The 16,218-nt window shown below is 45.8% G+C and carries 13 protein-coding genes and 1 pseudogene; 12 read left to right on the top strand and 2 right to left on the bottom strand.

Translation table 11 applies throughout. From position 1 onward, the window contains the following. Positions 1-24: 24 nt before the first annotated feature. The gene (locus MHH46_RS20825; RefSeq protein WP_076134638.1) at positions 25-318 is read right to left on the bottom strand and encodes a GNAT family N-acetyltransferase; all 294 of its coding nucleotides are present in this window, start codon (positions 316-318) and stop codon (positions 25-27) included. Positions 319-1,799: 1,481 nt separating this feature from the next. On the opposite strand from MHH46_RS20825, the gene MHH46_RS20820 reads away from it, so the two are divergent. After that, positions 1,800-2,702 carry a helix-turn-helix transcriptional regulator gene (locus tag MHH46_RS20820; RefSeq protein WP_076192159.1) on the top strand — a complete coding sequence of 301 codons (903 nt, stop codon included), beginning with the start codon at positions 1,800-1,802 and terminating at the stop codon, positions 2,700-2,702. 511 nt (positions 2,703-3,213) lie between these two features. Here MHH46_RS20820 and MHH46_RS20815 read toward each other — a convergent pair. Further along, positions 3,214-3,306, bottom strand: coding sequence for a hypothetical protein (locus MHH46_RS20815; protein WP_367946831.1), 93 nt, complete (start codon positions 3,304-3,306; stop codon positions 3,214-3,216). An 8-nt stretch (positions 3,307-3,314) separates the two neighbouring features. Between MHH46_RS20815 and MHH46_RS20810 the strand changes: the two are divergent. From MHH46_RS20810 to MHH46_RS20760, 11 genes and pseudogenes are all read left to right on the top strand, one after another. Next, positions 3,315-4,685, top strand: a pseudogene (locus MHH46_RS20810) (ABC transporter substrate-binding protein); the annotation flags it as partial. A gap of 64 nt (positions 4,686-4,749) precedes the next feature. After that, on the top strand, positions 4,750-5,703 hold the full coding sequence (locus MHH46_RS20805; protein ID WP_076130810.1) for an ABC transporter permease: 954 nt from the start codon (positions 4,750-4,752) through the stop codon (positions 5,701-5,703). A 16-nt stretch (positions 5,704-5,719) separates the two neighbouring features. Continuing rightward, entirely contained in the window at positions 5,720-6,643 is a 924-nt protein-coding gene (gene opp4C, locus MHH46_RS20800; protein WP_036685740.1) for an oligopeptide ABC transporter permease, read from the top strand. Positions 6,644-6,654: 11 nt separating this feature from the next. Beyond that, a complete protein-coding gene (locus MHH46_RS20795; RefSeq protein ID WP_076130798.1) occupies positions 6,655-7,638 on the top strand; it encodes an ABC transporter ATP-binding protein in 984 nt (327 codons plus the stop codon). Continuing rightward, positions 7,631-8,596, top strand: a complete 966-nt coding sequence (locus MHH46_RS20790) for an ABC transporter ATP-binding protein (RefSeq protein WP_036685744.1) — start codon at positions 7,631-7,633, stop codon at positions 8,594-8,596. Before MHH46_RS20795 ends, MHH46_RS20790 begins: the two co-directional genes overlap by 8 nt. Positions 8,597-8,806: 210 nt before the next feature. Continuing rightward, positions 8,807-9,415 carry a 50S ribosomal protein L25 gene (locus MHH46_RS20785; RefSeq protein ID WP_076130800.1) on the top strand — a complete coding sequence of 203 codons (609 nt, stop codon included), beginning with the start codon at positions 8,807-8,809 and terminating at the stop codon, positions 9,413-9,415. Between the two features lie 324 nt (positions 9,416-9,739). Continuing rightward, positions 9,740-11,587: a fibronectin type III domain-containing protein gene (locus MHH46_RS20780; RefSeq protein ID WP_081386409.1), complete on the top strand. Its 1,848-nt coding sequence runs from the start codon at positions 9,740-9,742 to the stop codon at positions 11,585-11,587. Between the two features lie 270 nt (positions 11,588-11,857). Then, on the top strand, positions 11,858-12,502 hold the full coding sequence (locus MHH46_RS20775) for a YhbD family protein (RefSeq protein WP_076192157.1): 645 nt from the start codon (positions 11,858-11,860) through the stop codon (positions 12,500-12,502). A 12-nt stretch (positions 12,503-12,514) separates the two neighbouring features. Further along, positions 12,515-13,201: a hypothetical protein gene (locus MHH46_RS20770; protein WP_076192155.1), complete on the top strand. Its 687-nt coding sequence runs from the start codon at positions 12,515-12,517 to the stop codon at positions 13,199-13,201. Further along, positions 13,194-13,865, top strand: coding sequence for a hypothetical protein (locus MHH46_RS20765; RefSeq protein ID WP_076187581.1), 672 nt, complete (start codon positions 13,194-13,196; stop codon positions 13,863-13,865). Before MHH46_RS20770 ends, MHH46_RS20765 begins: the two co-directional genes overlap by 8 nt. Positions 13,866-13,905: 40 nt before the next feature. Further along, positions 13,906-15,453 (top strand): MDR family MFS transporter, encoded by a 1,548-nt coding sequence (locus tag MHH46_RS20760; protein ID WP_076192153.1) that lies wholly within the window; start codon positions 13,906-13,908, stop codon positions 15,451-15,453. Positions 15,454-16,218 lie beyond the last annotated feature (765 nt).

Here is a 16,218-nt window from a genome sequence, read left to right as displayed (position 1 = left end):
GCTTCGCGGAAACGGGAGCAGGTTTTAAGCTCTCCCGCCAGTATTCCCGCTCAGCACGTCTTTGTACTCCGGGTGCTTCTCGAATTGATGCGCAGCATAGGAGCACACGGGTACAATTTTTAAATTCTCATTCCGAGCCTTGTCCACAACAGCACGTACAAGCTCTTGTCCAGTACCTTGACCGCGCAGTTCTTCGGAGACACGGGTGTGGTCAATGACTAATTCCCCGGCTTCTTTATCCAAACTGTATGTGATTTCGGCAAGGTCCTTACCGTCATTAGCAACAAAAAAACGTCCGTTTTCATTTTGAATTTGCATCTTATGGCTTCACTCCTAATTAGTTATTGCCTATATTTTACTACCATGAATTGCAAAAAGCGAGGAGCGAACCAGATTGATTGTTCTTCGGGTTGAATGTTGTTTTCCTTGTTACCTGTGGATCGCAGTGCTGCATTTTTGTTCATGTGGGCAACATGGCTATAGCAGAATATAGCAAGTGAGAGTTAACTAACCTCGAGTATTTGTTTTGATAAGCTGAAAACTGGGAACGCTGGGAACGCTGGTACCCCCGGAACCCCGGAACCCCGGAACCCCGGAACCCCGGAACCCCGGAACCCCGGAACCCCGGAACCCCGGAACCCCGGAACCCCGGAACCCCGGAACCCCGGAACCCCGGAACCCCGGAACCCCGGAACCCCGGAACCCCGGAACCCCGGAACCCCGGAACCCCGGAACCCCGGAACCCCGGAACCCCGGAACCCCCCCGGAACCCCGGAACCCCGGAACCCCGGAACCCCGGAACCCCGGAACCCTTGGAACCTCGGAACCTCAGAACGCTGGATCCATGGAACCCCGAACCCTTAACTCTCGCTTGTCCTAATCTCTGCGGAATCTAACGGACCCAATTGACGCTATTTGCACATTTTTAGTCATTTGAGCAAAGTTTCGGACCCCAGTGCAGCTATTCCTTTGGAATAGGCGCGAAATAGGCATTTTTAATGCCCATAGCGCCTATGGAGTCCGATAACATGCTGAAAATGGGATAATACTGCGAATAAGGTCAACTGTGTCCGATAGCGTAGGATCCTAATCCGCCGCAGAAGCTTACGGACCAGAGTCCTAATCCCCCGCTGATGCTTACGGTCCAGAATCCTAATTCCCCACTGATGCTTAGGGACCCAGCAGACGCTATTTGCACATATTTAGCCTTTTGAGTAAAGTTTCGGACCCCAGTGCAGCTATTCCTTTGGAATAGGCACGAAATAGGCATTTATAGTGTCAATAGCGCCTATGGAGTCCGATAGCATGCTGAAAATGGGATAATACTGCGAATAAGGTCAACTGTGTCCGATAGCGTAGGATCCTAATCCCCCGCTGATGCTTATGGACCAGAGTCCTAATTTCCCACTGATGTTTACGGACCCAGCAGACGCTATTAGCACAAGGTCAACTGAGTCCGATAGAGCTGAGTCTTGATCTCCCGCTGGAGATTGCGGACCCAGCAGACGCTATTAGCACAAGGTCAATTGTGTCCGATAGCGCAGAGTCCTGATCTCGCGCTGAAGCCTGCGGATCGAGCAGACGGCATTAGCACAAGCTCAGTTGTGTCCGATAGCACCCACGCTCGCGGAAATGACAGCTAAACCAGCGTGCAATACAGAAAATTCGGAGCAGAAACAGCAGCTAATGAATTTTTATGCACTCCCGTTTATAGAGTAGCTTGCGTATTCTCAGGATAATACAATAAGATTAAGAGAATATCTCACTACTGAAAAGAACCGCTAGCAGGAGGAATCATTGTGGAATACAAGGTTGAGGTTGAATTTGGATCGATTTATGAATTGTTGAACAGCTTACATACTTATCTCTGCAAAAAATCCTATAAGAAGATTGATTTAGGGGTAGCATGGGCTAATGAAATTGAAAGCACGCTCAGTGAAGAGCTGTTATCCCGTTTGAAAGAAACCGAACTAAACAATGAGTGGAAAATGTTGAATCTGCTCATTTACTGTTGTCCATTTAAAGATGATGTAGACAGTGTGTTGAACTGGATTGAAGGGTTATCGGTTGGCGAGTTATATGAGACCTTATCAAAATATGTAAAGGTATTTCCAAGCCATATGGAGGATTACCGTAACCACGTAGTATTTTTACTCTCCGAGTGGAACCGCCAGTACTTTAGCCAATGTAATCCTGCGATTTTGAGCAAACTGCAGCAGCATGCGGATGCCAAGAACATGGAGCTTAATGGACTGGACACTGCGGATTTCGTGAACAAGACGACCAACGGATTTTACTTCATGCCTACGGATGGGCTTAAGAAGCTCGTACTGATTCCACAGTATCATTTTCAACCTGCTAATATTATCTATTGCTACGGTGAATTAACGATCTGTCATTATGCGGCGTGGATATCGATGGAGAATGAGGAAATCTCCCCTTTTATGTACAGAGCGATCCGTAGTCTGAGTGAAAAAAGCCGGCTAAAAATCCTCCAAGCCCTTAGTGGTGGCCGTAAGACGTTTACCGAAATTGTTAAGCATGCGGGGATCTCGAAGGGGATTGTGCATGATCATATTTTTAATCTTCGTTGTGCAGGTTTACTTCATGCCTATATTGAAGGGGAGAATGTCACCGGATACAGTCTGCGTCTTGAAGGCATTCATCGGATGAATGAGCAGCTATTCGAGTATTTGAAATAATGATTTTTTAAAAATATAACCGCCTGAAAGCCAGGACTTCTCTTATGCAGAGAGGGTTTTGGCTTTTTTTATTTGTTTTAATTATCGCCTAATTCTGTTTATGGAGAATTTTTTTGAAGTTCTCTCTTTACAGAACTAGAAAACCTTTCTATAATGAACATCAGATGTTATTCATACTTAACGGGTAGGAATTATAGTTATTATTCTATTCAGAGAGAAAAGGGAGATAGGTACATGAGAAAAAATGCGATTGTAATCACTTCATTACTGCTTACGGGGTCACTGTTACTTTCTGCTTGCGCTAACAACAGTAATAACGAATCCTCATCCGCAAACAATGCGGCTGCAGGCTCCAATTCAACCAATGTGGAAGCAACCACTGCACCAGAGATCGTTCCTGCGGGTGCTCTAAGCGAACCTTTTACTGCCACGGATTTATCCAAACTTCCAGCGGTGGCCCAGAAACGTACAGATACCATTATCGTCGGGCTTACGGACCCAAGCGGAGCGTTCACTCCTTATTTTCAACAAAGTGGTTATGATGGCAATGTCTCTTCACTGCTATACGCTTCTCTCGTAACTGTTGATGACAAAGGCGTTCCAACGCCGGAACTTGCGGAGAGCTGGGATGTTTCGGATGATCAGCTTACATACACTTTCCACTTGAGAAAAGATTTGAAATTCAGCGACGGTTCACCGTTAACAGCGGATGATGTGGCATTTACATGGACGATCCAATACGACAAATCGTATGACGGTAGCTCCCAGCTTCCATCGCTAAATGTTAAAGGCGGCAAAGCCTATAAGGAAGGTACATCCCCTACAGTTGAGGGCATTAAAGTAATTGATCCACAGACGATCTCAGCAACCCTTGAGCAACCGAACGCAACGGCGCTGGTACAGCTCGGATCAAACGTACTGTCGAAAGCCTACTATGGCAAGGACTATAAAATTGGAAATCTTGAATACATTAAAAAGCTGCATGAGAAGCCACTTGGCGATGGTCCTTACAAGCTGGAGAAATTTATTCCAGGTCAAGAAGTGCGTTTTGTAGCGAATGAGAATTATTTCAAAGGTAAACCAAAGACGGAGCATTTCATCTACAAAACTACGGAAGGCGACGTATGGCAGTTCGTAGAAACTGGTGAAGTGGACTACGCTTCCTTTAGTGCGACTGACGAGAATATCGAGAAGCTGAAAGCACTCGGTTTTGTGAATATTATTCCTTACACTCCAAGCACCTATGGTTACTTGCAAGTTAACCTGAAGCATGAGCAGCTCAAGGATAAGCTTGTACGTCAAGCTATTGTGTACGGTTTGGATCGTCAGAGTATTTATGTGGATGCAGCACAAGGTGCAGGGTCTATTGCCAACATCCCGGCATCCCCTATCTCTTGGTCTTACACGGAGGAAGGTATTAATCCTTACAAATATGATCCGGAAAAAGCAAAACAATTACTCGATGAAGCTGGCTGGACGGTAGGCGCGGGGGGGATCCGTGAAAAAGATGGCAAACCGCTGTCCATCCATTACCTCGGTTCGAAGAGTAAAAACACAGATATTTTCATCGCTGTAGCTAAAGAGAATTTTGAAGCGCTGGGTATCGAATTCCAGCCTGAGGTTTTCGCAGACTTTAACTCACTGGTATCGAAAGTAGAAGGTGGGGACTACGATCTCGTATCCTTCTCCACAAGCATGTTGACTGATCCGTCTGACGGGTTCATGCAATTCTTCGATGGAGAAATCACGGATTATGACAATCCGAAATTCCTGGAGCTGTACAACAAAGCCTTGGCCACTACTGATATTGAGGCGCGCAAAGCGGTATATAAAGAGCTGTATCAGCTTTTCAATGATGAACTGCCTATTATTTTTACAAGTTATAAAAAGACAGTATACGCCTATAACGGACGTATTGAGAATCTATCGGTCAGCCCGTTCATCGGTCTTGCTGGCAGTCTGCCAACTTGGAGCCTGAAATAAATAAACCAGTGTCCCCTGCCCTGACTGGATTCAAGGGCAGGGGACGAATCATAAGGAGTCTGTCATGAGCGCTTATTTATCGAAAAGACTGTTGTACATGGTCATCATCTTATTTGCGGCATCATTATTGATCTTCTGTTTGTATGCTTCAACTCCCGGTGACTTCATAACCGGAAATATTAAATTGACCGCTGAACGCAAAGCTGAGCTGCGTGAAATCTACGGCTTAAATAAGCCTGTGCTTGAACGGTATGGGATCTGGATGAAGAATGCGCTGCATGGTGATTTCGGGTATTCCTTAGCCCAACAAAAGCCTGTGCTGCAGCTTTTTAATGATTATATTTGGAATTCCTTTCTGCTGGCTGCCGTATCTACGTTTCTGACGTGGGTGATTGCGGTCATTATTGGCGTCATCTCTGCCTATAAGCAATATTCATGGTTTGATACACTCGTGATGATCGCTATATTCGCAGCCATGTCGCTGCCGTCATTTTTTATAGGCTTATTCCTGATCAAAATCCTGGCCGTCGATCTCAAGTGGCTGCCTCCAGGTGGAATAATCACCACGGGTAGTAATGCTACGGGTTTGGCTTACTTTAAGGAGATCGTAACGCACATGACCCTTCCGGTTGTGGTTATGACCCTTCTGGGATTAGGTTCGCTCACCCGTTATTTCCGCAGCAATATGATCGATGTCTTAAAACAGGATTATATCCGTACGGCACGCGCCAAAGGCCTAAAAGAACGCAAGGTGCTCTTTACACACGCCTTACGTAATGCCTTGCTGCCCGCAATTACACTGGTTGGTTTTGAGCTTCCGGCACTATTTGGCGGATCACTTATTATTGAGAAAATATTCAATTGGCCTGGGATTGGCCAACTGTATATGCAGTCCTTCGGACTAAGGGATTATCCTTTGCTGATGGGCTTTACGATGTTTATTGCCATACTTACCGTCATAGGAACGTTGCTTTCGGATGTTTTGTACCGGATTGCCGATCCTAGAGTTCGGCTATAGAGAGGAGGAAGCTGACGTGGCAGTTCAAAGTAATGTAGCTGGGATCGCGAAGCCGCAGACCACCAAAGGAAAATCCTCTTTATTCCGGCAATCTATGCGGAGGTTGCTGAAGAACAAGCTGGCGGTATCCGGATTTGTGGTGGTGATCTTTATGTTTGCGCTTTGTTTTATTGGTCCGCTGTTCTCACCCTATACGGATAACAAAATTAATATGGCCATGATGAACAAGGCACCCAATATGAAGCATTGGCTGGGCACTGATGCATTGGGCAGAGATATTCTGACCCGGGTAATGCAGGCGGGGCGCATTTCACTGACTGTGGGACTAGCATCAATGGTTCTTTCGGTGTTTATCGGTGCTCTTCTGGGGGCTATTGCTGGGTATTACCGCGGTATTGCTGATCAAATCATAATGCGGATTGCGGATCTTCTGTTGACGGTTCCGAGTCTGCCACTGCTCTTTATTTTTGGTGCGTTATTATCGGAGTGGAAGATTCCAACGGATTATCGGATGTATATCGTTATGCTGATGCTTAGTATTGTTAGCTGGCCGGGTATGGCACGTATGGTACGGGGGCAAATGCTTAGTCTGCGTGAACGTGAGTTTATGCAGGCGGCGGTAGTATTAGGCCTCCGTGACCGGCGTAAATTATTTAATCATTTGCTGCCGAATATCGTTCCGTTGCTGATCGTTATGGCTACCCTTAACATCGGTGGCGCTATATTGAGTGAATCGGTTCTCAGCTTTTTTGGGCTAGGTGTTATGCCGCCAACTCCAACCTGGGGCAATATGATTGATGCTGCGAATAATATGATCGACTTTCAGGATCGGCCGTGGCTGTGGATTCCACCAGGGTTATCGATTTTTGCGACAGTGATCGCGATCAATATCTTTGGGGACGGACTCCGGGACGTGCTTGATCCTAAACAGAAGAGGTAGGTGACCCTCAGATGAGTGATTTAATGAATATAGACGGTCTAAGTACATACTTCTTCACGGAAGAAGGAAAAGTGAAAGCCGTTGATGATGTAAGCTTCCGTGTTCGCGAGGGAGAGACGGTATGTATCGTTGGAGAATCAGGCTGCGGCAAAAGCGTGACCGCGATGTCCATCATGGGGCTTGTTGAGGAACCCGGGGGCAAGGTAGCCCAAGGGAAAATTGATTTTCAGGGTGAAGATTTGTTGAAAATGGACAAAAACACACTGCGGACCATCCGCGGGAATGAGATCGCGATGATCTTTCAGGAGCCCATGTCCTCCCTTAATCCTGTAATCAAGATCGGTGAGCAAATCATGGAGCCGCTGATTGTACATTTGAAGATGAACAAGAAACAGGCGCGCATCCGGGCGATTGAACTGATTAAGCAGGTAGGCATATCACGACCAGAGCAAATTGCTGATAGTTACCCGCATGAATTAAGTGGAGGTATGCTGCAGCGGATTATGATTGCTATTGCCATTGCCTGCAGTCCAAAGCTATTGATTGCTGATGAACCGACTACGGCGCTGGATGTAACGATTCAAGCGCAAATTCTGGATATGCTGCGTGAAATTAAAGATAGCTCGGGCATGTCCATTCTACTAATCACCCATGATCTTGGCGTAGTGGCAGAGATGGCCGATTATGTGATTGTTATGTATTCCGGAAAGATTGTGGAGGAGGGGGAAGTTGTTGAATTGTTCAACAACCCCAAACATCCCTATACAAAAGGGCTGCTCAAATCGAAGCCGGTAATCAATCAGCGACAGGATGAGCTGTATTCCATACCAGGTCAAGTGCCAAATCCGCTTGAGCTGGTGCCCTCTTGTTATTTTCATGACCGCTGTGAGCATTGCATGCCTGTATGTGTCAGCCAGCAGCCCCAGCTTAAAGAGGTGGCCAGCAGACAAAAGGTAGCTTGCTGGTTGTATGAGGAGGCGGTTGTTCATGCCTGAAGCACTGCTTGAGGTCAATCATTTAAAGAAATATTTTCCTGTTACTAAGGGGCTCCTTAACCGAACCGTTGGGCATGTAAAGGCTGTTGACGATATTAGCATCACACTTCAACCTGGGGAAACGTTTGGGCTTGTAGGGGAATCTGGGAGCGGCAAAAGTACAGTCGGACGGACGATTTTACGGCTAACGGATAAAACGGCAGGTGAGATCAAGTTCAAAGGGATAGACATTCACTCCCTGTCGCCCGCTGAATTGCGCAATATTAGACCCCAAATGCAGTTGATCTTCCAAGATCCTTATAGCTCACTTAACCCACGGGTTCGTATAGGTGATGCCATTGGTGAAGCTTTACTGGATCATGGTTTATGCTCAAGATCCGAGGTGCGAGATCTGGTGCTTGAAGCGCTAGCGGCTTGCGGGTTATCTTCTTATCATATTGATCGCTTTCCGCATGAATTCTCCGGGGGGCAGCGGCAGCGGATCGGGATCGCCCGTGCGCTTGTTTTGAATCCTGAGCTGATCATTGCAGACGAACCAGTTTCAGCACTGGATGTTTCCATCCAAGCACAGATTATTAATTTATTCAGTAAGCTCCAGCAGAGTCGAGGGTTAACGTATTTGTTTATCTCCCATGACTTGAGTGTTGTGGAGCATTTGTGTTCAAGAATCGGTGTCATGTACCTGGGCTCTATGATGGAGACGGCTTCAAGAGATGAACTGTTTAAGAATCCGCTCCACCCGTATACCAAAGCGCTGCTGTCGGCTGTTCCGATTCCTATTCCAAAGCTGAAAAGGGAAAGAATTGTACTTAAGGGAGATATTCCGAGTCCGGTAAACCCGCCTTCTGGCTGTAAATTCCATACCCGTTGTCCCTTTGCGCAAGAGGTTTGTAGATCTGAAATCCCGGTATTTCGTGATGTTGGCAGTAACCATTTTGTAGCTTGTCATTTAGTTTAATAGTTGTCACAAATATAGCAATGATTTACTCCTAAGACATGAATAATTAATGTTGAATTGTATAATAATACAATTTGACCTTATTTTTGCCTGGGCTCAAAAGTCGTGAGAGGTTTCAAAGCCAGGTCAATGGGGTAATTAGAGAGTGGTTAGGTTAGGCGTACATATCTAATCGGTCTAGTATAAAATCCCTACTTAGGAGGAATCATCGTGAATACAACAGTACGTTTGACAGAAAGATCCGGCTCCACTTCTTCACAGCGCAGAAAAGGCTTTGTACCGGTAGTCGTGTACGGTGCAGGTTCAGATAGCCAGTCCTTTACAGCGGATGCTAAGACAATTTCAGGTATTTTAGCCAGCAACCCACGGGCTGTTCTTACTTTGGAATTGCCAGACTCGGGCAAAAAGAACGTGGTTATTCAAGAAATCCAACGTCAGCCCATTTCCAAACAACTGCTGCACATTGATTTTCAGCAGATTGATATGAAGGCCAAATTGGATACAAAAGTAGCGTTCCACTTTACAGGTGAACCAGTAGGTGTGAAGAGCGGCGGCGTGCAACAAATTGAATTGCATGAGCTGGATATTCGCACACTTCCAGATAAAATAGCTGCATCCTTTGAAGTGGATATCAGTGGACTAGATATTGGTGATCAATTGCTGGTATCTGATTTGCCGAAGCATGAAGGCTGGGAAGTATTGACGCCTGAGGACACATTGATTGTCCGTATTTCACCTCCAGCAGCGCAAGAGCCAACAGAAGAAGATACTGCTGAACCCGCTGTAGCTGAAACTGCTGGCGAAGATAAAGCAGAATAGTATAGAGATAAATAGTAAAGAGCAGATAGAATCCTTATAAAGGAGCTGTCTGCTCTTTTTGTTTTGTCTTCATAAATATGAATTCATAAAAATGATGCTGGTCTTTCGTATGATTTCTCAAATGGCAATTTTGGTTGTTTCGCCTCATTTAGTTAAAAATTTACATAAAATCGTTGACGAACGGGTTTCTAAGCCTGAAAATGAGGACAATTACCATGGTAAAATATTCAAAAGTCCCTGTTGTTGCTGTTTGAAAACGCTTTAGTTTTTATGCTTCAAAGAACTCTTATTGCCTAGTTCATCATGATTAAGAGGAGGAAAGTTATGAAGATGAGGAAGCTGTTTTCGATCTTAATGACAAGTTTGCTGGTGCTTGGGGTAGCTCTACCCTTTGGTGGAAAAGCGAATGCAGATGCTGCAAGTGACGCTTCAAATCGTGCTTTAATCTGGCTGAAGGCCCAGCAGGATGCAACAGCGGGGTATGCTTTTGAGGGACTGGTAGATAGCTTTGAAGATTTCTGGGGACCAAACAACCCCAAACAGATTGTATACACATATGATCAAGCGGTTGCAGCTATCGCCTTTATTGTAAAGGGTGAACGGACGCGGGCAGAGCAGGTTTTGAACAAAATGCGGGACATTCAAGATCCATCAGGCTTCTGGCTGAATTCTTATTGGTATAACAACGGCTTCGGAGAAGAAATCCGTAAACATGTGGGACCCGTTGTATGGATGGCAATGGCTGCTATGGCTTATGAGAAGCAATATAATGATTCACGGTATCGTCCAATGGCGCTCAAAGCACTAGATTGGAGTTTACAGTATAAAAAGGCTAATGGCAGTATCGCAGGGGGATGGAGTGGTTGGAGTAATTCCGATGAGCCTTGGAGCTCAACCGAGCACAATATCGATATTTACCGGGTATTGCAGTATTATGCTTCGGTGGATTCCTCAAAGGCAGCCACTTATAACAGTGCGGCTTCTGGAGTCAAAACCTTCCTGGATAATTATGTGTGGGATGACACAGTCAAACGTTTCAAGGGGGGCTGGAAAAACGATACAAATCTGATCGACCCCAAAATACCTTTAGACGTGAATCCTTGGGGAGTATTAGCTTTAGGCGTATCCGGAACACATAACTACGGCGCAAGCTTAACCTATGTGGAAAATGCCTCCGGCACCCCGGGAACACTTGCGAATCCGCGTTACAAGCAGACGCTTACTTACAATGATGCTGGGAATACGCTCACCGGATATGATTTTGACTGGACAGATGAAGTATTGCCAGCGTATGACGATAACGGAAATCAAATTGGCAATACGGGTGCTGACGTATGGTTTGAAGGAAGCGCATTCATGTCGCTCGCTTATTATCTGCAAGGCAATGCCTCAAAGGCAGACGCTATTAATACAGAGATTATTAAAAAACAAGGCACAAGCGGTGCTTCGCTTGGGGGTATTCCCTACTCGCTGAAAGGGTCCAGCAACAGTTATTGGGTGATGGCGCAGCAAAACTGTGTTTCCAGCACAGGTTGGTTAATAATGTCCCTGCACCGGTTTAATCCATTCACAGGTCAATATTTGACGGGTGGTGGTAATACTGGGGATACAACCGCGCCAACCGCTCCCGTTAATCTAACGGTAACCAGTAAGACGGATACAGGAGTTAGCTTAAGCTGGTCCGCTTCTACCGATAATGTTGGCGTTACAGGTTATATTGTTTATCGCGGAACACAGCAGGTGTCCACTGTGGGGGGAACTACAGCTACTGTTAGTGGACTTACTCCAAGCACAGCCTATACGTTTACAGTAAAAGCCACGGATGCAGCAGGTAATTTATCCTCCGCTAGTAATACCGCAACAGTTACTACTAATCCCACTGGAGGCAGCGGAGGCGGTGATCATGTGACGGCTGACTTTACAGCAGGGGTAACGAGACTTTCTGCTACAGAGGCGAGTATCTATATTACACCTGTAACCAGTGCCCTTTATGTAGATGTGCATTACAAGATTAATGGGGGTTCCCAGCTTAATTACAGGATGACTAATAACTCAGGAACATGGAAGCAGACGGTGAGTGGATTAAGCGCTGGCAGCAGTATTGAGTACTGGTTCACTTACGAAAAATCCGGCCCGCAATATGATTCAGCACATTATACTTTTGTTCAGTAAGATTAGCAGATCGTAAAAATCATTCTAAGAGAAGGCTGTTCCATGCTGCTATTTATAGCGGCGGGGGCAGTCTTTTGTTGTGGAAAAAATAGTGAATGACCGTTAAATCCTTCTCAAGACGGAGGTCTGCTCTTAAGGTATGCTTTAAAATCTTTGGGGGAGACGTTAGGACACGATGGTTACTAGCGTAGGTAGGTATGAGGGGAGTTTAATTTATTGGTTTTACAACGTAACAGTGTTATGTTACGATGGCTTCAAGGAGTGATAAGCATGGAAGAGGATTTGATCTCAAAGAAGCAGCTATTGGATTTAACCGGTATATCTTATGGGCAATTGTACCGCTGGAAGCGGAAGCAGTTGATTCCAGAGGAATGGTTTATCCGTAAATCTACGTTTACTGGACAGGAGACTTTTTTTCCAAAAGACATGATTTTGTCCCGTATCGATAATATTGTGAATATGAAAGATGGACTTTCTTTGGATGAAATGGCTGATAAGCTATCAGATAAGGCTTCTTTTGACAGAGTAAGTGTATCTGCTGCGGAAATTATAGAACGTAACATTGTTTCGTCGATGACGCTGGGGAAATTTGGAGAGAGGCTCGGTGTCAAGAATGGATATAGCTTCGATCAACTCACTTATTTATTGGCTGTAGATCGCCTGCTTAGTGCAGGGGAGATGAGTATGGAGGAAGCAGAGCTGCTGTTTCGAACCTTAATGGATAAAGCCTCCAATCTTGAGAGTGGCAGCTGGGAGTTATTTTTTATCCGCAAAATGGGGGTGTCATCCTTTATTCTGGCTCAGGCACCAGCGGAGTTATGGTTCGATGAAGGGGTAAAGCTGGTCAGTAAAATACTAAGTGCAGATGTAATAGAACAATTGAAAGGTAAGCTTGCTTTTAAGCTTGTTGAATAGGGGGTTAGTGTAATGGACAAACGAGAGCTGCCGGATCTGATTATAAACGGAGTCAGCGGGGGGGCCGGAGGTACTTATAACAGCGTGCGAATCGATGGTGTAGGCAAAGTAACGGGATCCATCGTGACGCGAATTTTTAAAGGAAACGGGCATATGAATTTGAAGAATGATCTCTCGGCGGAAGAAGCGGAATGCAATGGAACGATGAAAGTGCTGGGCCATTTGCGTTTTAACTCCCTAAAAGTGGACGGAATGATTACTGTCGGGGAGAGCATTCGGGGAGAAAGCTGCACACTTCATGGAATGCTGAATATCAAGGGTGATTGTGAGCTTGAGGATTTTGCGGGGGAAGGAAGCTTTAGTGTCGGAGGTTTACTTAGTGCAGGACATGTAGACTTCAAACTGCAAGGGCAGGGAAAGGCGCATGAAATTGGTGTGGAGAGTCTAGTGATCCGGCAAACGAATAGTGGAGTCTGGAGCAAAATGTTAAGTGGAATCATCCCTAAATTAAGATCGGAGCTGCGGGCTCGGACTATTGAAGGAGATTTTATTGATTTGGAATATACAACGGCTGATGTTATCAGGGGCAATATTGTGATTGTAGGTCCAGGCTGTACTGTCGAACGGATAGAGTATCGTGATCAGATTACAGTACATCCTGAAGCAAAGGTTGGAAAGGTGGAGAAGATCGGTGACTGAAGAAACAATTCGGAGTAATTTGAAAATAATGGGCACAACGACCTCAGCGGGAGGCTTTTTTCGGGATATTAAGGTTACTGGGGAAGGTCATTTTGCAGGGGATGTAGATTGTGAGAAGTTGAGCCTGACTGGAAATGCCAGGGTAGATGGAAACCTGCTAATGACCAAAATGAAAATAACTGGCGAAATGACACTTATGGGTAATCTTGAAGGGGATGCCTTGCGGGGTCAGGGTGAAATTAAAGCAGCCTCCGTAAAAATCGACGATATTCATCTTAACGGTAATTTGGAGGTTAATGGTGATTGTGAAGGTGAACATCTGCGTATTTCGGGCGCTCTCAATGTGGCAGGACTGCTAAGTGCGGAGCAACTGGAGATCAATTTATATGGTCTAAGTAGAGCGAAAGAGGTTGGAGGCAGTGCTTTAACGATCAAAAAAAGCAAGACCGGAAAATTCCTGCATTTGATGAAGCAGAATCCTAAAGTGCTTTTTGAGGCTGGGCTCATTGAAGGCGATACGATAGAGCTGAATAATACAAAAGCAAATATTGTCAGAGGAGATCGGGTAATCATCGGTGTGGACTGTGAGATTGATACTGTGGAATACCGTAGTGCTTTGGAGATTCACAAGAATGCAATAGTGAGGCATCAAGTGAAGCTGTAACAGATAGTTATAGATCTTTTGACAATGGGGAGTGGAATAAATGAGTGCTGCCAAAGCGCCCAATCTGGGCATTGTAATCGCAGGTCTGCTGTTAGGAATACTGATGGCCTCCATGGACAGCACCATCGTTGCTACAGCAATGGGCAATATTGTTGGGGAACTAGGCGGTATGGACAAATTTGTCTGGGTAACATCAGCTTATCTCGTAGCTGAGATGGCGGGGATGCCTATCTTTGGCAAGCTGTCTGATATGTATGGGCGTAAAAAGTTTTTTGTTTTTGGGATTATTGTATTTATGGCGGGTTCAGCGCTTTGCGGGACGGCAGATACGATTACTCAGCTGGCTGCTTATCGGGCGATTCAGGGAATTGGAGGCGGCGCGCTAGTGCCGATTGCTTTTGCCATAATGTTCGACGCCGTACCGCTGGAGACACGGGGCAAGCTGGGCGGTGCATTTGGTGCGGTATTTGGATTATCGAGTATTTTTGGTCCATTGCTAGGCGCGTATATCACCGATCATATTGCTTGGCAGTGGATATTTTATATTAACTTACCGCTTGGACTGTTGGCTTTTGTGATGATCGTTTTCTTTTATAAAGAGTCACATGAGCATTCCAAACAACCTATTGATTGGCTGGGTGCGGGCACATTGCTGGGCTCTGTCATCTGCTTAATGTTTGCGTTGGAGCTGGGTGGAAAAGAATACGCTTGGGGCTCATCGATGATCCTCGGCTTATTTGCAGCTTTTGCTATATTGGCGGCAGTGTTCCTTTTTGTAGAGACGAGAGCGAAAGAGCCGATCATTTCCTTTGCGTTATTCAAAAAAAGACTGTACGCCGTCAGCATTCTGTGCGCGCTATTTAGTGGTGCTGCATTTATCGTGGCTTCCGTATATATCCCGATCTTTATCCAAGGTGTATTAGGGGGTTCGGCTACCAATTCAGGACTTGTCCTGCTGCCGATGATGGTCGGCTCAGTAATTACCGCCACAACGGGAGGATTCCTGATGGCAAAAACCAGTTACCGCAATCTGCTGATTCCTACGTTTGTACTTTTGGTGATCGGCACAGGACTGGTAGCAACGCTTACTCCGGAAGCTTCACGTCTTTTGGTTACCTTGTATATGATTTTAATCGGATTAGGCATTGGCGCTTCCTTCTCTGTGTTAAGCACGGCAGCCATTCATGGTCTGACTGCGCAGCAACGCGGCTCCGCCAGCGCAACACTGAATTTCATTCGTTCGCTTGGCATGACCATCGGAATAACCACATTTGGCATTATTCAAAGCCATTATTTCTCGGGCAGTCTAACTAAGTTGCTCACAGCAAATGGAGGAGGAGCTGCTTCTGCGGGGGCTGCTGGGGTTATGGATTTTAAAGATCCGCATTCCCTGCTGTCGCCTGAGACTAGAGCACTGATTCCACCGGAAATTTTGAGCAAAATTACAGAGGGACTTTCCTCTTCCATTGCGAACACCTTCGCTTGGGCGGTTATTCCTGCTGCGTTAGCTTTGCTGGCCTCCTTTTTTATGGGGCGCCAGAAAATGGATGCCTCCGCGGAGGGGAAAGATCAGGCGCCCGGGCATTAGGCAATGGCGGAAGGCGCGGGCATTCGAATGACGAGCGGAAAATAGTGCGCATTATGCGGAATGCATTGAATTGGTTGTAAACAAACTAGGGTTGTAAAGTGATGGAGCAGCTCCTCATTTGAGAGGCTGCTTTTTATGTGTGGTTGGGAGTACAAATGAGCATGAACCCTCGAAGTAAGGGAGCTGAGTTCGAAGGTTGAGTAAATGCGATGAATTCTGGAAATAAGAGCATCTGAGTCCGATAGGATGAGGGAATGCGATGGATTCAAGAATGAGTCAGACAGCAGGTGGGAATGCGATGAATTCAAGAATGAGTCAGACTGCATGAGGGAGTGCGCTGAATTCTCGATAGAAGTGCGCCTGAGAATGATGCGTGGAGTGTTGCGGACCGTATAGTCGCTATTGCTGATTTTTGAGCTACTTTGCCGTAGTTTCGGACTGTATAGCTCTTATCGGCATGCATATGCTCGTATTTGGGCTATATTTGTGTGGATAGCTGCACCTGAGTCCGATAGCACGAGAAAATGTGTTGAATTCCGGAAATAAGTGCACCTGAGTCCGATAGCGTGAGCAAATGTGATGGATCCAAGAATGAGTCAGACAGTATTAGCAAATGCGATGAATTCTCGAGAGAAGAGTGCCTGATTTTGCTGCATGAAGTGTGTTGCGGACCGTATAGTCGCTATTGCTGATTTCTGAGCTACTTTGCCGTAGTTTCGGACTGTATAGCTCTTATTGCCACGGATTTGCTCGCAGTTGGACTAT

Source organism: Paenibacillus sp. FSL H8-0175 (assembly GCF_045040615.1).
Lineage (GTDB): Bacteria > Bacillota > Bacilli > Paenibacillales > Paenibacillaceae > Paenibacillus_AQ > Paenibacillus_AQ odorifer.
This window is presented reverse-complemented; position numbering and strand designations above follow the sequence as displayed.